The sequence below is a fragment of the Amycolatopsis sp. H20-H5 genome, assembly GCF_035828755.1.
Lineage (GTDB): Bacteria > Actinomycetota > Actinomycetes > Mycobacteriales > Pseudonocardiaceae > Amycolatopsis.
The window spans coordinates 21,222-40,302 of record NZ_JAYMZS010000029.1 but is presented as its reverse complement, the minus strand read 5'-3'; the positions used below and the strand labels follow the sequence as shown (position 1 = coordinate 40,302).

Below are 19,081 nucleotides of genomic sequence, written 5' to 3'. Positions count from 1 at the left end.
GGCTCCCTAGTTGAGGTACTGGTTCAGGTCCCGGTGCAGGAACCGCCCGTGCGAAGTGCTGCCGCTGAAGCCCGCGGACGACACGACGACGCGCCCGCGCGAGAGCACGGTCTCGACCTTGCCGGTGAGCTCGAAACCCTCGTACGCCGAGTAGTCCACGTTCATGTGGTGCGTCTCGGCCGACAGTGTCTGCTTGGCCGTGGGGTCGTAGATCACGATGTCCGCGTCCGAACCCGCCGCGATGACGCCCTTGCGCGGATACAGCCCGAACATCTTCGCCGGGGTCGCCGAGCAGGTCTCCACCCAGCGGCCCAGCGAGATCTCGCCCGCCACGACGCCCTGGTGCAGCAGGTCCATCCGGTGCTCGACCCCGGGGATTCCGTTGGGGATGGCCCGGAAGTCGCCGCGCCCGAGCTCCTTCTGGTCCTTGAAACAGAACGGGCAGTGATCCGTCGACACCACGGACAGGTCGTTCGTCCGCAGGCCACGCCACAGGTCCGCCTGGTGCGACTTCTCCCGCAGCGGGGGAGAGGCCACGAACTTCGCGCCCTCGAAGTCCGGCTTCGCCAAGTCCTCTATGGACAGATAGAGATACTGCGGGCAGGTCTCGGCGAAGACGTTCTGGCCCTCGTTGCGTGCCTCCGCCACGGCCGCCAGCGCTTGCGCCGCCGAAAGGTGCACGATGTAGAGCGGCGAGCCGGTCACCTTGGCCAGCGTGATCGCCCGTGACGTCGCCTCGCCCTCGAGCTCCGGCGGCCTGGTGAGCCCGTGCTGCACCGGTTCCGTGAGGCCCGAGGCGAAGGCCTGCGCGGCGAGCTGGTCGATCGCGATGCCGTTCTCGGCGTGCATCATGATCGTCGACCCGGTTTCACGGGCCTTCTGCATCGCCAGCAGGATTTCGCCGTCGGTCGAGTAGAACACCCCGGGGTAGGCCATGAACATCTTGAAACTGGTGACCCCGCCGGAGATGCAGGTCTCCATCTCCTTGAGCGACGCGTCGTTCACGTCGCTCACGATCATGTGGAACCCGTAGTCGATCGCGCAGTTCCCGTCGGCCTTCTCGTGCCATTTGTCCAAAGTGGACAACAGAGAGGTGCCCTTGGCCTGCACGGCGAAGTCGACGATCGTGGTCGTGCCGCCCCACGCCGCCGCCGTGGTGCCGGTGGCGAAGGTGTCGACGGAATGCGTCCCGCCGAACGGCATCTCCATGTGTGTGTGGCCGTCGATCCCGCCGGGCAGCACGTACTTCCCGGTCGCGTCGAGGATCTCGTCGGCCTGGGTCAGCACGCCGGGCGCGGCGACGGTGACGATTTTTTCGCCGTCGACCAGGACGTCCTGGAGTGTCGCGCCGCTCGTGCCGACGACCTGCCCGCCCCTGATGAGCGTCGTCATCGGCTCAGGCCTCCGCGAGCGGGCCGTAGGTGTCCGGGCGGCGGTCGCGGTAGAAGGCCCACTGGTCGCGGACCTCGGCGAGCTTGCCCATGTCGAGGTCGCGGACGACGATCTCCTCCTCGGTGTCCGAGGCCGCCTCACCGACGAGCTGCCCGCGCGGGTCGGCGAAGTACGTCTGGCCATAGAAGTCGTTGTCGCCCAAGGGTTCCACGCCGACACGGTTGATCGTGCCGACGAAGTACTCGTTCGCGACGGCGGCCGCGGGCTGCTCCAGGCGCCACAGGTACTCCGACAGGCCGCGGCTGGTCGCCGACGGGTTGAACACGATCTTCGCCCCGGCCAGCCCGAGCGCGCGCCAGCCTTCGGGGAAGTGCCGCTCGTAACAGATGTAGACGCCGATGCGGCCGACCGCGGTGTCGAACACCGGGTAGCCGAGGTTGCCCGGCCGGAAGTAGAACTTCTCCCAGAACCCCTTGACCTGCGGGATGTGGTTCTTGCGGTGCTTGCCGAGGTAGGTGCCGTCGGCGTCGATCACCGCCGCGGTGTTGTAGTAGACGCCCGGCTGCTCGACCTCGTACATCGGCACCACCAGCACGACCCCGTGCCGCGCCGCGACCTCCTGCATGAGCTTGGTGGTCGGGCCGTCCGGGATGGCCTCGGTGTAGGAGTAGTAGTCGGGGTCCTGCACCTGGCAGAAGTACGGTCCGTAGAACAACTCCTGCAGGCAGATCACCTGTGCGCCCTGCGATGCCGCCTTGCCGATCGCGTCGACGGCGTTGGCGATCATGGACTCCTTGTCACCCGTCCACCGCTGCTGGATCAATCCGGCCCGGACCACTTGGCTCACTGACTTCCTCCTTGTTGTCGGCGTTGTCGGCAGAACTGTTCGAGGGCAGGGAAAACGCCAGGAAGACGACGAACGCGCCGACCAGGCCGACCACCCAGCTGTAGTCGTAGAGAGGTTTGAGGAACGGGATCAGCCCGTCGGCGGGGAACGGGCCGCTCGTGCCCTCGGCGGTGTACGCGCCGCCGACCGCCAGTACGGCGCCGACCAGCGTCGCCACCAGCGCGCGCCAGTTCCAGCCGCCGGTGAACCAGTACGGCCCGCGGTCCTCGTACAGCCCGGCGAGGTCGAGCTTGGTGCGCCGGACCACCCAGTACCCGGCCGCCAGCACCCCGGCGACAGCGCCGAGCAGGCCGCCGTAGAAGCCGAGCCAGGTGAAGATGTAGATGTTCGGGTCGGAGTAGAGGCGCCACGGCTGGATGAGGACGCCGATGATGCCGGTGATCAGGCCGCCGATCGCGAAGGTGATCTTCTTCGGGAAGGCGTTGGAGAAGTCGTAGGACGGGCTGACCACGTTGGCCGCGAGGTTCGCCGAGATCGTCGCGAGCACCAGCGCGATCAGGGCGATCACCACGAGGACGGGGGAGTCGAACCGGTCCGCGAGCTTCGCCGGGTCCCAGATCTGCTCGCCGTAGAGCACCGCGCCGCCCGACGTCGTCAGGATCGCGACGATCGAGATGAACGTCATCGTGGTCGGCAGGCCGAGGATCTGCCCCCGGGCCTGCTTGCGCTGGCTGCCGCCGAAGCGGGTGAAGTCCGGCATGTTCAGCGACAGCGTCGACCAGAACGCGATCATCGCCATCAGCGACGGCGCGAAGATCTTCCAGAAGTCCGGGCCCCAGCCGAGTTTGCCCTTCTCCGACAGGATCGGGCCGAAGCCGCCCGCCTTGATCAGGACGTAGCCCAGCAGGATCAGGAACCCGACGGACACCAGCGGCGCGGTCCAGTTCTCGAACTTCCGCACCGCTTCCATCCCGCGCCAGATGATGAGCATCTGGACGATCCAGAAGACCGCGAACGACAGCCACAGCGTCCAGTGCTGCCCGCCGATCACGGCCGAGTCCTTCCAGCCGGACCCGGCGAGCCGTCCGATGATGATGTAGAGCGCCTCACCGCCCACCCAGGTCTGGATGCCGAACCAGCCACAGGCGATGAACGCCCGCAGCAGCGCCGCCAGGTTCGCGCCGCGGGTGCCGTAGAAGGCGCGGGCGAACACCGGGAACGGGATGCCGTACTTCGTCCCGGCGTGGCTGTTGAGCAGCATCGGGATCAGCACGAGCAGGTTGGCCAGCGTGATCGTGATCAGCGCCTGCAGCCAGTTCATGCCGACCACGATGAGCCCGGCCGCGAGCCCGTAGCTGGGGATGTTGTGCGCCATCCCCATCCACAGCGCGAAGTAGTTGTAGGTGCTCCAGGTGCGTTTGGACACCGGCACCGGGGCGAGCTCGTCGTTGTAGAAACGACTGCTTTTCAGAAAACCCGGATCGTCGAGTTCGACCCGGCCATCACTGTGCACGAGCTGCGTTCCGCGTGCCGTCGGCTCCATTGCGGAATGGTGCGCGCCCGGTGCGCGCGGGTGGGACTGGCAGAGTGTTCACTCTTCGCCGCGTCGAAACGCAGACTGACGATTGCGCGAACCGGCGGCCGGTGCATGGCGCACGTCACACACCTGGCGGTAGCGTCCCGGCAAACCAGCCGAAACACCCACAGGATCTCCACATCTCGCACGGACCGTCTCCACGGCCGATGCCTAGAGTCATCGGCATGGAACTTGGGGGACGGCGCGTGCTGGTCGTCGAGGACGACGTCACCATCGCGGAGTCGATCACGGCCAGGCTGCGCGCGGAGGGCTTCACCGTGCAGGTGGCCCACGACGGGCCCGCCGCGGTGGCCGCCGACGCCGAAAGTGAGCCCGACCTGGTGGTTCTCGACATCATGCTGCCCGGGTTCGACGGGCTCGAGGTGTGCCGCCGCATCCAGGCCCGCCGCCCGGTGCCGGTGCTCATGCTCACGGCCCGCGCCGACGAGACGGACCTGCTGGTCGGCCTCGGCGTGGGCGCCGACGACTACCTCACCAAGCCGTTCTCGATGCGGGTCCTCACCGCCCGCGTCCACGCGCTGCTGCGCCGGGTGGAGCGTTCGGCGCGGGTGGAGACCGCGGGGGCGCGGATCGTGCTCGGCGACCTGGAGATCGACATCGACCAGCGCCGCGTCGAGCGCGGCGGCGTCCCGGCCCAGCTGACCCCGATCGAGTTCGACCTGCTCGTGCATTTCGCCCAGCGGCCGCGCACGGTCCTGCCAAGGGAACGCCTGCTCAGCGAGGTGTGGGACTGGGACGTGCACGGAATGGGCTCGGGCACCCGCGCCGTGGACAGTCACATCAAGGCCTTGCGGCGCAAGCTCGGTGCCGACCTGATCCGCACCGTCCACGGCGTCGGCTACGCGCTGGAGGTCAGCGCGTGAGAGTCCGCAAGCTGCTGGACAAGACCGCCGACTTCCTGCCGCGCCCGCTCGACCCGATCCGGTCGATCAAGCTGAAGCTCGCCATCCTGCTGGTCTGCTCGGGCGGGGTCGCGTTCGCCTTCTTCAACTACCAGATCGGCTGGCTGCCGCCGCGCACCACGATCACCGCGATGGTGCTCGCCCTGATCACCTCGCAGATCCTCGCGCACGGCATGACCAGGCCGCTGCGGGAGATGACGGCCGCGGCCATGGCGATGGCCAGGGGCGACTACACCCGCCGCATCCGGGCCACCGCCCGCGATGAGGTCGGCGAGCTCGCCCACGCGTTCAACCAGATGGCCGCCGACCTCGACACCGCCGACCAGCAGCGCCGCGAGCTCATCGCCAACGTCTCCCACGAGCTGCGCACGCCGATCACCGCGCTGAACGGCCTGCTGGAGAACCTCGTCGACGGCGTCGCCGAGGCCGACCCGGCGGCCCTGCGGACCGCGCTCGCCCAGACCGAACGGCTCGGGCTGCTGGTCACCGAGCTGCTCGACCTCTCCCAGATCGACGCCGGCGCGCTGTCGCTGGACCTGGAGGAGTTCGACCTCGAACTGCTGCTCGACGAGGTCGCGGCCGAGGCCGAGCTGATGGCCGCCTCGGTCGGGCGGGGCGTGCGGTTCACCGTCGACGTCTCCCCGCCCGGCGCGAGCGCCGTCGCCGACCGCGGGCGGCTCTACCAGGTCGTCGTCAACCTGCTCGACAACGCTGCCCGCCACGGCCCCGCGGGCGGCAAGGTCCACGTGCACGCCGAGGCACGCGAGACCGACGTCGTGATCGAGGTCCACGACGAAGGCCCCGGCATCCCGCCCGCCGAACGCGAGCGTGTCTTCGAACGTTTCACCCGCGGCGAGCGGGCCGGCGGCGGGGGGCACCGGGCTGGGCCTGGCCATCGCCCGCTGGGTGGTCGACCTGCACGGCGGCAGCATCGGCGTCGTCGTGCCGGGACAGGCCGAGCCCGAGGGCTCCCGCATCCGCGTCGTGCTGCCCACGCCGTAACTCGTTTTCCTCGCTTCCACCGGGCGCCGAACCCTGCCCGGAAAACCCGCTTTCCCTTGTCCCCTGGAGGATCCATGCCCAAAATCCAGCACGACGGCCCGGCGCACGCGGCCCCGCCGGCTGCCCTGCCCATCTTGACCGGCACGGCGGCCTGGAACCCGCCGAAGGCGTCCGTGGTGCCGCTGCCCCCGGCGGTGCTGCCCGCCGCGATCGCCGCTGGGATCGGCGTCCTGGTGCTGCTGCCGCTGGACCGGCCCGGCCTCGGCTGGGTGCTGAGCGGGCTGATCCTCGCGGCGGCGGTGTTCGTGGTCGACCGGCGGGCCCGCGGCGACGCTCCCCGCCACTTCACGCCCGCGAGTGCACTGTGGGCGGCCACGGCTCTCGCGCTGCTCGCGGTCGGTTTCGTGCGCGCGTCGGGCTGGCTTTTCGTGCTGTGCGTGATCGCCGCGTTCGTGACGGGCTCGCTGGCCGTGGTCGGGCGCCGCACGGTGAACACGATCTTCTACGAGGTGCTCGCCGTCCCCATCGAAGCGCTGCTCGCCCTGCCGTGGATCCGGCGGGCGTTCACCCCGAAACCCAGGACCGGCGGACGCGAACGGCGTTCGGTCCTGCTGGCCGTGGGCGCGTCCCTGCTGCTGCTCGCGGTGTTCGTCCCGCTGCTCGCCGGCGCGGACGCCACGTTCGCCGACCTGGTCAGCTCGATGACCCCCGAGATCCGTGTGGGCACGGTCTTCCGCTGGATCCTCGTGTTTTCGCTGGCCGGGCTCGGTGTCGTCGGGGCTTGCTACGTGCTCGCCTCCCCGCCGCCGCCCGCGCTCGGCGAGTCGCCTCGCCGGAGGCTCGCCCACCGTCTGGAGTGGACACTGCCGCTGGGCGTGCTGGTCGCGCTCTTCGCGGTGTTCGTCGGCGTGCGGCTCGTGGTGCTGTTCGGCGGCACCGGCTATGTCCTGCGCACCGGCGGGCTGACATCGGCGGAGTACGCCAGGAGCGGATTCTGGCAGCTGTGCACGATCACCGTGCTGACACTGGCGCTGGTCGCGGCGGCGCTGCGGTGGGCACCGGTCACCGAGGCGGCCGACCGCGCTTGGCAGCGCGGCCTGCTCGGCGCACTGAGCGCACTCAGCCTGGTGCTGGTGGCTTCGGCGTTGAGTCGCATGTGGACGTATCAGCAGGCGTACGGCTTCACCGTGCTGCGGCTGCTCGTCGAGGTGTGCGAGCTGTGGCTGGGCGCGCTGTTCGTGCTGGTGCTCTTGTCGCTGGTGCGGCTTCGCCCGCAGTGGCTGCCCCGCGCGGCGATCGGCGCGGCCGCCGCGGCGCTACTGGCGCTGGCCGTGCTCAACCCCGAGGGCTTCATCGCCGACCGCAACATCGACCGGGCCGCACACGGCAAGGAACTCGACACCCGCTACCTCGCCGGGTTCTCCACCGACGTCGTGTCCGCCGTCGACCGCCTGCCGGAACCGCGGCGTTCCTGCGTACTACGCCCTGTCGTCTGGCAGCTGGACGCCGACGGCTGGCAGGCGTGGAACCTCAGCCGGGCGGGGGCCCGGCAGGTGGTGAGCGCGCCGCCGCCCGTCCCGTCGCCCTGCTGAGCGGGGGTGCCGGACCGCCGAGGGGGCGGCCCGGCACGCGGGATCAGAAGCCGAAGACCCCGTCGGACATGCTGTCGGCGGCGCAGCGGTTGCCGTAGGAGGCGCTGAAGGTGACGGGCTCGCCGCGCCAGGTGCCGGTGGCCGTGACGTCGACGGGGGCGTAGATGAGCGTGCACGCCTGCTTGCGGGGGCGCAGCTTGGCGAAGTCGCCCCCGGCCCTGGCCAGGCTGGCGCAGGCCGCGTCGCTCTTCGGGTGGCTGCCGCCGGTGGGGTCGCACGCCAGGGAGACCGCGGCCACCCGGCCCGCCGAGTCGTGGCTGCTGAGCTCGAAGGTCGAGGCGGACGGCTGGGCCGGGACCAGGGCGGTCAGCCCCAGCAGGCCGGCGGCGATCGGTGCGAGGGGGAGAAATGCCATACCTGTTCTATCGGCAGCCGGGGGGTGCTCACTGTGGTCCACGGCCGGGTGATCTTCACTCACTCGGACGAGTGAGTGCCTTGTTGGCCGAGATCGTGCGCGAGCAGCGCCACGTACAGCGACAGCATTGATTCGGGGTCCTCCAGCCGGACCCCGAGCACCTGTTCGATCCGCGCCAGCTGCTGGTAGTAGGCGGTGCGGGAGGTGTGCGCGGCCGCCGCGGCCGCGGACTTGTTGCCGCCGTGCTCGCAGTAGTGCCGCAACGCCTGTACGAGTCTGCTTCCTGACGCCGCGTCGCGGCTCAGCAACGGCCCGAGCTCCCTGGCCGAGAACGCCGTCACCCGTTCGTCGCCCGCCAGCAGGTGCAGGAGCCCGCGCAGCCGGACGTCGTGGAGCCGGTGCAGCACCCTTTCCACGCCCTCGCCGAGCGCCGCCGCGGCGACCTGGTCGGCCTCGACCAGCGAGCGCCGGGCGCCGCCGGTGCCGCTGACGGTGGTGCCGACCGCGATCACCCCTGGCGCGCTGGCGCGAGCCTCGTGGATGTCCGTCGCCAGGCGCTGCAGGACGGTGTCGGCGTTCGCTTCGGGGGACAGCGCGATCAGCGCGCGGACCCCGGTGTCGTCGGTCGACACCAGCGCGGACACTTTCGCCCGCCGCGCGGCGAGCGCGGTCGCTTCGGCGAGCTCCCGCAGCAGCGGCGGGGTCGAGAGGGCGGGACTCGTCGTCGCGGTGATCCGCGGCCGCACGGCCAGCCCGATCAGCAACCGCCCGGCCAGTGGCACCCCCAGCGCCGACGCGCGGGCGAGTAGCTCGGCCGACGGCACCGGCGAGGCGAGCAGTTCGGTGAGTACGGCGCGATGGGCCTGGCGTTCCAGCCCGTCGGGGTCCTTGGCGACCAGCCGGTGCACCGCGAGCGCCGACGCGGCCCGCTCGGCGACCACGCGGTGCCGGTGCGGCGGCGGTTCGGCGCAGACGAGGACGAGACGTCCCCAGTCGTGCCCGCGCGCGCCCACCACCGTGACCAGCCTGCCCGACGCGGCGTGGTACCCGGTCCGCTCGCCGACCTGTACCGGCCGCGAGCGCGCGGGCCAGCCGGTCAGCAGCTCGGCGGGGTCGGTGCCCGCGGCGTCGTAGGCCAGGACTTCGTGGGACAACGTCTCCAGCACGACCGGCTGTTCGGTGATGCGGGCGACCTCGCGCAGCACGACCCCGGGCTCGGCCCCCGCGACGGTGAGCGCGGTGAAGGTCTCGTGCACCTGTTCCGCGGCGCGCAGCTCGGCCACCTGAGCGTCGACGATCAGGCTGTTCACCGCTTCGGTGACCGTGACGTAGCGGGTTTCCCTCGAAAGGGTGACCAGCGGGAGCCCGTGCCGGTCGGCGGCGTCGACCAGCGCCGCGGGCAGCTTGTCGTTCCAGTGCCGCACCAGCTCGATCACCAGCCCCGCGACGCCGACCCCGGCGAGGTCGGCGACGTAGCGGGTCAGCGCCGGGCCGTCGTCGGGCAGCGCCACCCCGGTCGTCAGCACCAGTTCCCCGCCGCGCAGCAGCGGCGCGATCTCGGCGATCTCGGCGACGTGCGCCCAGCGGACCGGCGCGTCGAGCCCGCCCGCGCCCGCCACCACCCGGGGGTGTCCCTGGCGCAGCACCGGCAGCGCGAGCACCTCGGCGACGGTCGGGTACATCGGCCTCCTCGTTCGCGGGCTCCAGGAGAGACAGCCCCAGGAGAGACAGACTGTACGGCCGCGAGAGCGAGTCCGTACACGTTGAGCATGGTGTCCGCGTGGCGCGCGCCACGACACTCGGGTGGCACTCGCTTTCCGAGATTTCCGAGAGAATGGAGCGGACCCCGTGACCGACCGCATCAGCCACTGGATCGACGGCAAGCCGTTCGAGGGCGTCGCCGCACGCGCGGGGGAGGTGTTCGACCCGGCGACCGGGGCCGTCCGGGCGAAGGTCGACTTCGCCGGGCCCGCCGAGGTCGAGCAGGCGGTGGCCGCGGCCGCGCGCGCGTTCCCGGCGTGGCGCGACACCTCGCTCGCCGGGCGGACGCGGGTGCTGTTCGCCTTCCGCGAGCTGCTCTCGGCGCGCAAGCACGAGCTGGCGAAGATCGTCACGGGCGAGCACGGCAAGGTCGAGTCCGACGCCGCGGGGGAAGTGGCCCGCGGGATCGAGAACGTCGAGTTCGCCTGCGGCGCGGCGCAACTGCTCAAGGGCGGGTTCAGCGAGAACGCCTCCACCGGGGTCGACGTCTACTCGCTCGCGCAGCCGCTCGGCGTGGTCGGCGTGATCTCGCCGTTCAACTTCCCGGCGATGGTGCCGTTGTGGTTCGTGCCCAACGCGATCGCCTGCGGCAACACCGTCGTGCTCAAGCCGAGCGAGAAGGACCCGTCCGCGGCCAACTTCATCGCCGAGCTGTTCGCCGAGGCCGGTCTGCCCGACGGCGTGCTCAACGTGCTGCACGGCGACAAGGTCGCGGTCGACGGGCTGCTGGAGCACCCCCGCGTCAAGGCGATCTCCTTCGTCGGCTCGACGCCGATCGCGCGCTACGTCTACGAAACCGGCACCCGGCACGGCAAGCGGGTCCAGGCGCTCGGCGGGGCGAAGAACCACATGGTGGTGCTGCCCGACGCCGATCTCGACCTGGCCGCCGACGCCGCGGTATCGGCGGGCTTCGGTTCGGCGGGGGAGCGGTGCATGGCCGTTTCGGTGGTGGTCGCGGTCGACCCCGTCGGCGACGAGCTCGTCGCGAAGATCGCCGAGCGGATCTCACGCCTGCGCGTCGGCGACGGGCGGCGTCCCGACTCCGAGATGGGCCCGCTGGTGACCGCCGCGCACCACGAGCGCGTCGAGTCCTATGTGGACGCCGGGGTGGCGGCGGGTGCCGCGCTGGTGGTCGACGGCCGGGGCGTAGAGGTCGACGGTGAGGACGGCGGGTTCTGGCTCGGGCCGACGCTGTTCGACCGCGTCGGCCCGGAGATGTCGATCTACACCGACGAGATCTTCGGCCCGGTGCTGTGCGTCGCGCGCGTCGCGGGCTATGCCGACGCGCTGGACCTGCTCAACGCCAACCCGTACGGCAACGGCACGGCGATCTTCACCAACGACGGGCGCGCGGCGCGGCGGTTCCAGAACGAGGTCGAGGTCGGCATGGTCGGCGTCAACGTGCCGATCCCGGTGCCGGTCGGCTACTACTCGTTCGGCGGCTGGAAGGACTCGCTGTTCGGCGACAGCCACGCCTACGGCCCGGAGGGTTTCCACTTCTTCACCCGCACCAAGGTGGTCACCTCCCGCTGGCCGGATCCCTCCCAGGGCGGCGTCAACCTCGGCTTCCCGCGCAACACCTGACCTGTTTGGTTGCCCCTGAAGGCCACCTTCACGGCGTAAAACGCCGTGAAGGTGGCCTTCAGAGGCAGGTGCTCAGGGGCTCGGGGCGACGTTGATGAGCCGTTTGGTGATCGGTGTCACGAAGGCGGTGTTGTTGCCCTCGGGTTTGATCTTCGCGTGCATATCGCGGTCCACTGCGTGACTCTTGCCGCCAGCCTGGAGATGGTAGTACGGGTTGTTGCCCCGGGAGTAGGTCGTGTACAGCACGAGCGGGCATTGGGGCAGGACCGGGGTCTTCCGGCGGTCGCCCACGTCGTGGGTCCGGCCGCCGATCACGTCCAGCCGTCCCCGGGACACCTCCACGATCCGCCGGATGCAGACCCGGAGGAACCACGCGATCGGCAGCAAGACCGGGATCAGGTAGAGCAGATCGTCGAATACGGACACGGGCTTGATGAACTCGTTGTGCTCGCTCAGCATGTTGATGTCCTGGGCCCTCTTGTAGGCGTAGCCCACGACCCAGCTGCAGGCCAGCACTATGACCAGCGACGGCCAGAAGTCCCAGCCCAGCACCGCGAAACGTTGTGAAGGATGCACCCGGCCGCTGAGGTTGGCCCGATTCACTTCGTCCTGGTTCGCCATCTGGCGTTATTCCCCCGCGGGTTTCGCTTCGGACTCACCCTCGGGGTGCTCCTTTTCGTAGGCTTCCGTGCCTTCCTTGTACCGGTCGATCTGCTCGTTCTCCTGACGGCGGCCCTCCGCGATGACCCCGGTGCCGTCGGCGATGTTGGGGCTGATGTCGGACGAGGGGTCCCGTAGCTTCTTCTGGTTCAGGAGGTTGCGGCCGTCCTCAGAGTACGTTTTGCCCAGGCCTTCCACGTGCTCGCGTCCTGGTACAGAGTGCTCCGCCGCCTCGTTCCAGCCGTCGACCTTCGCGGTTCGCGCGGCTGCCTTTTCCTCGCTGCTCAGTGCCTTCCACTCGGCACCGGCCTGCTTCAGCTCGCCCGCCTTGCTGTCGATCTTGACCGCCGCGTTCAGCCCCTTGTCCGCGATCTTGCTGACGCCCTTGCCGACCTTCCGCAGCGCGTTCGCGGCGGACTCGATCGCGGCGCCCGCCTTGCCCGCGCTCTTGGCGAGCGTCTCCAGCTTCTCGACGACCTTGGCGATCTTGCTGCCGATCCGCTCCGCCAGCGCCGCGCCCTCCAGCACGGTGTCGGCGATGAACGCCGCGATCGTCCCCCCGAACGAGCACCAGGACGTCGCCAGCGCGGCGAGTCCCTTGATGATCAGCTCGCCGACGAAGGACGAGATCAGGTCCCGGATCAGTCCCCGCTCGACACCGACGAGCGCCGCGCCGACGTTCATGGCCTTGGACGCGTCCTGCGCGTGCCCCGACGCTCCACGCAGCGTGTCGGAGTAGGTCTTCGCTGTCGCCTGATAAGCGACGGCGCCGCCGCCGTCGGAGAACGACTTGCCGACCTCGGACGCCGACTTCTCGTACTGGTCGGCGCTCGCGATGAGCTGCTTGGCGATGTTGTCCCAGGTCACCGCCTTGGCCGTGACGGCTTCCGGGTTGCCCGCGAGCAGGTCCAGCCCCTCCTTGAGGAAGCTGATGTGCTCGATCAGCCAGCCGACGCCCGCGCTGGCGAGCGTGCCCAGCGGGTCCATCGCCGCGCCGAGCAGGTCCAGCCCGTCCGTGGCGGCGTCCATCGCGAGGTTGCCCCAGTCGCCCTTCCGCGCGTCGGTCAGCGTGGACGCCGCGTCGCTGAACAGGCCGGAGCCGCCCGTCTGGGCGTTCAGCCGGTCGGGTTCGCTCTTTGCGGGGTCCCCCATGCCGGTCCAGAAGCCGTCTGGGGATTCGCTCTTCGCGACCAGCGGGTTCTCCTGCGTTTCGGTCATGACGGCAGCTCCTTGCCGATGCCCTCGAGCGCGGCCTTGGTCGTGGTCTCGTGGTTCTTGTACAGCGTGTGCGCCGTCTTGAGCCGGTCGGCGACCTCGTGCCCGGCGTCCGAGGCATCCCGGAGCATCCCGTTGATCTGGGTCAGGAAGATCTGGATCGGGATCGCGAACACCTGCCCGACGATGCCGAACGCGTCGCTGTTGAGCGCCTGTGCCTCTCCGGAGGCCTCGACCGCGGTCTTGACCTGGTCGGCGACCTCCCTGGTCTCAGCCTCGTGCGCGGCCAGCTCGTCGAAGCCGACAGTCAGTCCCATCACAGCCCCCTTCGCAGGATCGAGTCCCCGTAGTAGTCGTCTTCTTCGTCAACGGGCGGCCGCGGCCGGGCCGGGCGCGCGGGCGGGGCGGGCGGCGGCGGGGCGGGCTGCTCCTGCTGCTCCGTGTTCAGCTCCCAGCGCGGCTGCTCCGGGGCGGGCGGTTCTTCCTCGACCTCGGGCGCCGGAATCTGTTCTTCGAGGAATTTCATCGCGTCGCTGTCGGTCCCGATCAAGGGTGCCATGATCGCGGTGAGTTGCTGGGCCGCTTGGGCCTGCGCGCGATGTGCGGCGGCGACGATCGTCTCCGCGAGTTTGGCGCGCGGCATTTCGTCGGCTTTCGGGCCGAACGAAAGCTGCTGCAGCGCCCCGCTGACGTTGACGGTGACCGTGGCGGCGCCGTCACCGCTGGTCACCGTGCTGACCACGTGCTGGAGCCTGTCCTTCGCCTCGGCGGCGCGCCTGCCGATATCGGCCGTATCGGGCATGCCGGTCGAAACCGGTTCAGTGGTGTTCACGGTGACCTCGGATCCTCGCCTCGAACATGTCGGTGAGAGGCAGCAAACCGGTTTCCGGTTCCCCGATCAAGCCGAGAAATTAATTGTCCTATTTGGGGTTATTAATGAGTGATTACTATTCTTTAACAAGGGCATACCGCGGGCCGGGTCTCGCGCCCGCCCCGGCTGGTTGAGCACCGGGCACTCAAGTGTCCGTAAACTCGTTGTGAGGGCAACGAGCTTGAGGAGGTGCCGGTGGCCAACGCGGAGGAACGCCGCTTCGACGTACTGCGCGCGATCGTCGCCGACTACGTCTCCAACCAGGAGCCCGTCGGCTCGAAGGCGATCGTCGACCGCCACAACCTCGGTGTGTCCAGCGCCACCGTGCGCAACGACATGGCCGCACTGGAGGAGGAGGGGTACATCACCCAGCCGCACACCAGCGCCGGGCGTATCCCGACGGACAAGGGCTACCGGCTCTTCGTCGACCACATCGCCGAGATCAAGCCGCTCAGCGGCGCCGAGCGCCGCGCCATCACCAGCTTCCTCGACAGCGGCACCGACCTCGACGACGTGCTGCGCCGGTCGGTGCGGCTGCTCGCGCAGCTGACCAGGCAGGTCGCCGTCGTGCAGTACCCGATGCTGACCAACACCAGGGTCCGCCACGTCGAAGTGGTGCCGCTCACCCCGGCCCGGCTGATGCTGGTGCTGATCACCGACTCCGGCCGCGTCGACCAGCGCACCGTCGACCTGGGCGACGTGGTCACCGAGGAGTCCGTCGCCAGGCTGCGGACCTCGCTGAACACCGCGCTGTCCGGCCGCAAGCTGACCGAGGCCGCCGTCCGCGTCGCCGAGCTGCCCGAACAGTCGCCAGGTGAGCTGCGTGACGTGCTGACCAGGGTCTGTACCGTACTGGTGGAATCACTGGTCGAGCATCCCGAGGAGAGACTGGTCCTCGGCGGCACGGCGAACCTCACCCGCAACGTCGCGGACTTCCCGGGTTCGCTGCGCCAGGTCCTCGAAGCGCTCGAAGAACAGGTCATCGTGCTCAAGCTGCTCGCGGCCGCGCGCAACCCCGGTGCGATCACCGTGCGCATCGGCGAGGAAAATGAGGACGAGCAGATGCGCAGCACCTCGGTGGTGTCCATCGGCTACGGGATGGACGACATGGTGCTCGGCGGCATGGGGGTCGTCGGGCCGACCAGGATGGACTATCCGGGCACGATCGCCGCGGTTCGCGCGGTGGCCAACTACGTGGGGCAGATCCTCTCCGCCCGGTAAGCCGCCTTCGGGCGCACGGACGGCAGCAGGGCAAGCAGAAGGAGAAGCAGGACGGTGGCGAGGGACTACTACGGCACTCTTGGGGTGGCCAAGAACGCGTCGGATCAGGAGATCAAGCGCGCGTACCGCAAGATGGCCCGTGAGCTGCACCCCGACGTCAACCCGTCGGAGGACGCGCAGCACCGGTTCGGCGAGGTGACCACCGCGTACGAGGTCCTGTCGGATCCGCAGAAGCGCAAGATCGTCGACCTCGGCGGCGACCCGATGGACAGCGGCGCCCGCGGTGGCGGCGGGGGCGGCGACCCGTTCTCCGGCTTCGGCGGCCTCGGCGACATCATGGACGCCTTCTTCGGCGCGGCCGGTGGCCAGGGCGGCGGCAGCCGTCGCGGCCCGCGCAGCCGCACCCAGCCCGGTTCCGACGCGCTCATCCGCCTCGGCCTGACGCTGGAGGAGTGCGCCACCGGCGCCGACCGCGAGATCACCGTCGACACCGCGATCGTGTGCGACCTGTGCCGCGGCGGCGGCACCGCCGAGGGCACCAGCACCAAGACCTGCGACACCTGCGGTGGCGCGGGCGAGGTCCAGTCGGTGCAGCGCTCGTTCCTCGGCCAGGTCGTCACGGCGCGGCCGTGCCCGGTCTGCCGTGGCTTCGGCGAGGTCATCCCCGACCCGTGCCGCCAGTGCGGCGGCGACGGCCGGGTCCGCGCGCGGCGCAACGTCACCGCGAAGATCCCGCCCGGCGTCGGCGACGGCATGCGCATCCGGCTGTCCAGCCAGGGCGAGGTCGGCCCCGGCGGCGGCCCGGCAGGCGACCTCTACGTCGAGATCGACGAGGCCCCGCACGAGGTGTTCGTCCGCCACGGCAACGACCTGCACTGCAACTTCCGCATTCCGATGACCACCGCGGCGCTGGGCGCGACCATCCCGATCGAGACCCTCATCGACGGCGACTACGAGCTCGACGTCGAGCCCGGCACCCAGCCCGCCACCGAGCTCGTGCTCACCGGCAAGGGCATGCCCCGGCTGCGGTCCTCCGGCCGCGTCGACGGCCGCGGTGACCTGCACGTCCACGTCGACGTCGTGGTCCCGACCAAACTCGACGACGCCCAGCGGGACCTGCTCATCGAGCTCGCCCAGCAGCGCGGCGAAGAGGTGCCGACACTGGCGGCCAACGGCAAGCCCGGCGGCCTGTTCTCCAAGCTGCGCACCAAGAACCACCGGTAACCCACGGTGCCCGAGACCACCCTGCCGGTCTTCCTCGCCGAGTCGCTGCCCGAAACGGGCCGCGTCAGCCTCGACGGCGAGGAGGCCCGGCACGCGGCGACCGTGCGCCGCTTGCGCGTGGGGGAGCGTCTCGTGCTCTCCGACGGCGTGGGCGGCATGGCCCGCTGCGTCGTCGAAGCCGTCCAGGCCGGGCGCGACGCGTCACTCACCCTCGGCATCGAACACCGCTGGACCGAGGACCTGCCCGCCCTGCGCGTCACCGTCGCCCAGGCGCTGGCCAAGGGCGACCGCGGCGAACTCGCCGTCGAACTCGCCACCGAAGCAGGCGCCGACGCGATCGTGCCTTGGCGCACCGCCCGCAGCGTCGCCAAATGGGAAGACGGCACCCGAGGGGACAGCACTCGCGGGGAAAAGGCGCTGGGCCGCTGGCGTTCCACCGCCCGCGCCGCCGCCAAACAAGCCCGCCGCGCCCACGTCCCCGAGGTCGCCGACCCGGTGACCACCCGTGAACTCGCCGGACTCGCCCAGACGATGTCCGCCACCCTCGTCCTCGAATCCGGCATCACCACCCGCCTCACCGACCTCACCCTCCCCGCCACCGGCGACCTCCTCCTCATCGTCGGCCCCGAAGGCGGCATCACCGACGACGAACTCACCACCCTCACCCAAGCCGGAGCCACCGCGATCCGCCTCGGCCCCACCGTCCTCCGCACCTCCACCGCCGCGGCGGTTGCGCTGGGCGCACTGGGCGCACTCACCGCCCGCTGGCAGTAAAAACTGGCCAGAAAATTTGCGGCGAGTTATGGCGCGATCACACTCCGAGCCGTTACGCTCGTTAACTAACGCGCAACACAAGGCTTGGGCGCGCTACTGGGACCCCTACCCGGACGCGCCCGTGTGACACCGCCGGACACCTCCCCCCTCGGTCCGGCGGAGCCGCGGCAGCGGTGGAGCGACCCCCAGGCTCCACCGCGCCGCGGCGTCTACTCGGTGCTTTGCACCTTCGCTGGACGCGGTTTCCGCGTATCTCCCGGGGGGCCGAGCCCCCCGGACCCCCCACGGTGCGGTACGTAACTGTTGGGTGGGTTGCTGGGTTGACCTAGCTCGCTTTGCTCGCTGGTCGTGTATCTGTGTCCCCTGTCGCTGTCGCTGTCCGTGTCCCTGTGTCCGGTGTGGGGTGTGGCCTGTTTTTGGCCAGATTTTGGGGCGTTAGGGTGGTTGTATGAGTGATGATGGTGATGGTGATGGTGGTGGTGGTGAGACGCTTTTTGAGCGGATTGTTGCTCGGGAGATTCCGGCTGAGGTGGTCTATGAGACCGCGGGGACCCTGGCTTTTCGGGATATCAATGCGCAGGCTGTGACGCATGTGCTGGTGGTGCCGAAGAAGCGGTACCGGAATGTTGCCGAGCTGGCCGCTGCTGATCCGGCCCTGCTGGCCGAGGTGATCTCGTCGGCCGCCAAGGTGGCCGAGCTCGAGGGAATCGATGGGTCGGGGTACCGGGTCGTGTTCAATACCGATCGGGATGCCGGGCAGACCGTTTTTCATGTTCACGCGCATGTTCTGGGTGGGGAGCAGCTCGGGTTTTTCGGGGCTCACGCCCCCTGATGAGGGGTTCCGGGAAACCGGACTGCGCCGGAGGTGGCTGTGCCGCTAGCATCGTGGGGTCAGCAGTGTCCGATTCCGTAGCGCAGAAAGCAGGCCCGACGCCACGTGGCCGGTACCGCACAGGGTGGAGCCGCCCGACCCGACGTCCCACGGGACGCCGCGTCATCGAAGTCCGATGAGGCCAACGCCCCCCAGGCGGCTCAATCCCGATTCCCCATCCCCGACGCCGCCACGCTCGTGCTGCTCGGCTCCCGGGACGAAAACCTCCGCGTGGTCGAGGAACTCCTCGAAGCCGACGTGCACGTCCGCGGCAACGAGGTCACCCTCAGCGGCGCCCCCGCCGACGTCGCCTTCGGCGAACGGGTGTTCGCCGAGCTGGTGACCCTCGCCGGGCGCGGCCAGCAGGTCGACCCCGCCACCGTGCGCCGCACCGTCGGCATGCTCTCCGCCGGCGAGGGCGAGTCGCCCGCCGAAGTGCTGAGCATGAACATCATCTCCCGGCGCGGCAAGACGATCCGGCCCAAGACGCTCAACCAGAAACGCTACGTCGACGCCATCGACACCCACACCATCGTGTTCGGCGTCGGCCCCGCGGGCACCGGCAAGACCTACCTGGCGATGGCGAAGGCCGTCCAGGCGCTGCAGGCCAAGCAGGTCAGCCGCATCGTGCTGACCCGCCCCGCCGTCGAGGCCGGCGAGCGGCTCGGCTACCTGCCCGGCACCCTGAACGAGAAGATCGACCCGTACCTGCGCCCGCTCTACGACGCGCTGCACGACATGGTCGATCCCGAGTCGATCCCGCGGCTGATGCAGGCAGGCACCATCGAGATCGCGCCGCTCGCGTACATGCGCGGCCGCACCCTCAACGACGCCTTCATCATCCTCGACGAGGCGCAGAACACCACGCCGGAACAGATGAAGATGTTCCTCACCCGGCTCGGTTTCGGCGCCAGCATCGTGGTCACCGGAGACATCACCCAGATCGACCTGCCGAACGGCCAGAAGAGCGGCCTCCGGGTCGTGCGCGACATCCTCGAGGGTGTCGACGACATCCACTTCGCCCAGCTGACCAGCCAGGACGTCGTCCGCCACCAGCTGGTCGGCGACATCGTCGACGCCTACGAGAAATGGCAGGCCGTGCAGGACGCCCAGGACCCGCCCGCGAACGGCTGGAAAGGGCAGCGCCGCTAAC

At 69.9% G+C, this 19,081-nt stretch carries 17 protein-coding genes and 1 pseudogene; 9 read left to right on the top strand and 9 right to left on the bottom strand.

Translation table 11 applies throughout. The features are described 5' to 3' along the window. Positions 1 to 6 precede the first annotated feature (6 nt). The 3 genes from hydA to QMK34_RS18280 are packed head-to-tail and all read right to left on the bottom strand — an operon-like array spanning position 7 to position 3,782. Complete coding sequence (gene hydA / locus QMK34_RS18290) at positions 7 to 1,392, bottom strand: dihydropyrimidinase (protein ID WP_326415250.1); 1,386 nt, start codon at positions 1,390 to 1,392, stop codon at positions 7 to 9. A 4-nt stretch (positions 1,393 to 1,396) separates the two neighbouring features. After that, positions 1,397 to 2,239 (bottom strand): nitrilase-related carbon-nitrogen hydrolase, encoded by an 843-nt coding sequence (locus QMK34_RS18285; protein ID WP_326415248.1) that lies wholly within the window; start codon positions 2,237 to 2,239, stop codon positions 1,397 to 1,399. After that, a complete protein-coding gene (locus tag QMK34_RS18280) occupies positions 2,190 to 3,782 on the bottom strand; it encodes an NCS1 family nucleobase:cation symporter-1 (protein WP_326415247.1) in 1,593 nt (530 codons plus the stop codon). The genes QMK34_RS18285 and QMK34_RS18280 overlap by 50 nt, the downstream gene beginning before the upstream one ends. Positions 3,783 to 4,021: 239 nt before the next feature. Here QMK34_RS18280 and QMK34_RS18275 point away from each other — a divergent pair, with 239 nt between their 5' ends. From QMK34_RS18275 to QMK34_RS18265, 3 genes and pseudogenes are all read left to right on the top strand, one after another. Next, a complete protein-coding gene (locus QMK34_RS18275) occupies positions 4,022 to 4,699 on the top strand; it encodes a response regulator transcription factor (RefSeq protein WP_326415311.1) in 678 nt (225 codons plus the stop codon). Next, a pseudogene (locus tag QMK34_RS18270) lies at positions 4,696 to 5,740 on the top strand (HAMP domain-containing sensor histidine kinase). The gene QMK34_RS18275 and the pseudogene QMK34_RS18270 overlap by 4 nt, the downstream one beginning before the upstream one ends. A 74-nt stretch (positions 5,741 to 5,814) precedes the next feature. Then, on the top strand, positions 5,815 to 7,332 hold the full coding sequence (locus QMK34_RS18265; RefSeq protein ID WP_326415246.1) for a DUF4153 domain-containing protein: 1,518 nt from the start codon (positions 5,815 to 5,817) through the stop codon (positions 7,330 to 7,332). Positions 7,333 to 7,375: 43 nt separating this feature from the next. Here the strand turns inward: QMK34_RS18265 and QMK34_RS18260 are convergent, their stop codons facing one another. Beyond that, positions 7,376 to 7,747, bottom strand: coding sequence for an SSI family serine proteinase inhibitor (locus QMK34_RS18260; RefSeq protein ID WP_326415244.1), 372 nt, complete (start codon positions 7,745 to 7,747; stop codon positions 7,376 to 7,378). A 59-nt stretch (positions 7,748 to 7,806) separates the two neighbouring features. Next, a complete protein-coding gene (locus tag QMK34_RS18255) occupies positions 7,807 to 9,429 on the bottom strand; it encodes a PucR family transcriptional regulator (protein WP_326415243.1) in 1,623 nt (540 codons plus the stop codon). Positions 9,430 to 9,595: 166 nt separating this feature from the next. Between QMK34_RS18255 and QMK34_RS18250 the strand changes: the two genes are divergently transcribed. Further along, complete coding sequence (locus QMK34_RS18250; protein ID WP_326415242.1) at positions 9,596 to 11,092, top strand: CoA-acylating methylmalonate-semialdehyde dehydrogenase; 1,497 nt, start codon at positions 9,596 to 9,598, stop codon at positions 11,090 to 11,092. A gap of 72 nt (positions 11,093 to 11,164) precedes the next feature. Here QMK34_RS18250 and QMK34_RS18245 read toward each other — a convergent pair whose 3' ends face one another. From QMK34_RS18245 to QMK34_RS18230, 4 genes are read right to left on the bottom strand one after another with little or no spacing between them, the layout of a single operon-like run. Then, entirely contained in the window at positions 11,165 to 11,713 is a 549-nt protein-coding gene (locus QMK34_RS18245; RefSeq protein WP_326415241.1) for a hypothetical protein, read from the bottom strand. Positions 11,714 to 11,719: 6 nt separating this feature from the next. Continuing rightward, positions 11,720 to 12,970, bottom strand: a complete 1,251-nt coding sequence (locus tag QMK34_RS18240) for a hypothetical protein (protein WP_326415240.1) — start codon at positions 12,968 to 12,970, stop codon at positions 11,720 to 11,722. Next, a complete protein-coding gene (locus tag QMK34_RS18235) occupies positions 12,967 to 13,284 on the bottom strand; it encodes a type VII secretion target (RefSeq protein WP_326415239.1) in 318 nt (105 codons plus the stop codon). Before QMK34_RS18235 ends, QMK34_RS18240 begins: the two co-directional genes overlap by 4 nt. Beyond that, on the bottom strand, positions 13,284 to 13,799 hold the full coding sequence (locus QMK34_RS18230) for a YbaB/EbfC family nucleoid-associated protein (RefSeq protein WP_326415238.1): 516 nt from the start codon (positions 13,797 to 13,799) through the stop codon (positions 13,284 to 13,286). Before QMK34_RS18230 ends, QMK34_RS18235 begins: the two co-directional genes overlap by 1 nt. A 234-nt stretch (positions 13,800 to 14,033) precedes the next feature. Here QMK34_RS18230 and hrcA point away from each other — a divergent pair, with 234 nt between their 5' ends. The 5 genes from hrcA to QMK34_RS18205 all read left to right on the top strand — a co-directional run bounded on the left by hrcA (position 14,034) and on the right by QMK34_RS18205 (position 19,080). Then, positions 14,034 to 15,059 carry a heat-inducible transcriptional repressor HrcA gene (gene hrcA / locus QMK34_RS18225; protein ID WP_326415237.1) on the top strand — a complete coding sequence of 342 codons (1,026 nt, stop codon included), beginning with the start codon at positions 14,034 to 14,036 and terminating at the stop codon, positions 15,057 to 15,059. Between the two features lie 54 nt (positions 15,060 to 15,113). Further along, positions 15,114 to 16,283 carry a molecular chaperone DnaJ gene (gene dnaJ / locus QMK34_RS18220; RefSeq protein WP_326415236.1) on the top strand — a complete coding sequence of 390 codons (1,170 nt, stop codon included), beginning with the start codon at positions 15,114 to 15,116 and terminating at the stop codon, positions 16,281 to 16,283. Positions 16,284 to 16,289: 6 nt separating this feature from the next. Then, positions 16,290 to 17,057 carry a 16S rRNA (uracil(1498)-N(3))-methyltransferase gene (locus QMK34_RS18215; RefSeq protein WP_326415235.1) on the top strand — a complete coding sequence of 256 codons (768 nt, stop codon included), beginning with the start codon at positions 16,290 to 16,292 and terminating at the stop codon, positions 17,055 to 17,057. A gap of 448 nt (positions 17,058 to 17,505) precedes the next feature. Continuing rightward, positions 17,506 to 17,889 (top strand): HIT domain-containing protein, encoded by a 384-nt coding sequence (locus tag QMK34_RS18210; protein ID WP_326415234.1) that lies wholly within the window; start codon positions 17,506 to 17,508, stop codon positions 17,887 to 17,889. Positions 17,890 to 17,994: 105 nt separating this feature from the next. Beyond that, on the top strand, positions 17,995 to 19,080 hold the full coding sequence (locus QMK34_RS18205) for a PhoH family protein (protein ID WP_326415233.1): 1,086 nt from the start codon (positions 17,995 to 17,997) through the stop codon (positions 19,078 to 19,080). The last annotated feature ends 1 nt before the right edge of the window (position 19,081 follow it).

Coding starts and splice junctions, on each gene's coding strand:
- QMK34_RS18210 (WP_326415234.1), top strand. CDS start 17,506: ATGAGTGATGATGGTGATGGTGATGGTGGTGGTGGTGAGACGCTTTTT.
- hydA (WP_326415250.1), bottom strand. CDS start 1,392: ATGACGACGCTCATCAGGGGCGGGCAGGTCGTCGGCACGAGCGGCGCG.
- QMK34_RS18235 (WP_326415239.1), bottom strand. CDS start 13,284: ATGGGACTGACTGTCGGCTTCGACGAGCTGGCCGCGCACGAGGCTGAG.
- QMK34_RS18240 (WP_326415240.1), bottom strand. CDS start 12,970: ATGACCGAAACGCAGGAGAACCCGCTGGTCGCGAAGAGCGAATCCCCA.
- QMK34_RS18260 (WP_326415244.1), bottom strand. CDS start 7,747: ATGGCATTTCTCCCCCTCGCACCGATCGCCGCCGGCCTGCTGGGGCTG.
- QMK34_RS18245 (WP_326415241.1), bottom strand. CDS start 11,713: ATGGCGAACCAGGACGAAGTGAATCGGGCCAACCTCAGCGGCCGGGTG.
- QMK34_RS18265 (WP_326415246.1), top strand. CDS start 5,815: ATGCCCAAAATCCAGCACGACGGCCCGGCGCACGCGGCCCCGCCGGCT.
- QMK34_RS18255 (WP_326415243.1), bottom strand. CDS start 9,429: ATGTACCCGACCGTCGCCGAGGTGCTCGCGCTGCCGGTGCTGCGCCAG.
- QMK34_RS18280 (WP_326415247.1), bottom strand. CDS start 3,782: ATGGAGCCGACGGCACGCGGAACGCAGCTCGTGCACAGTGATGGCCGG.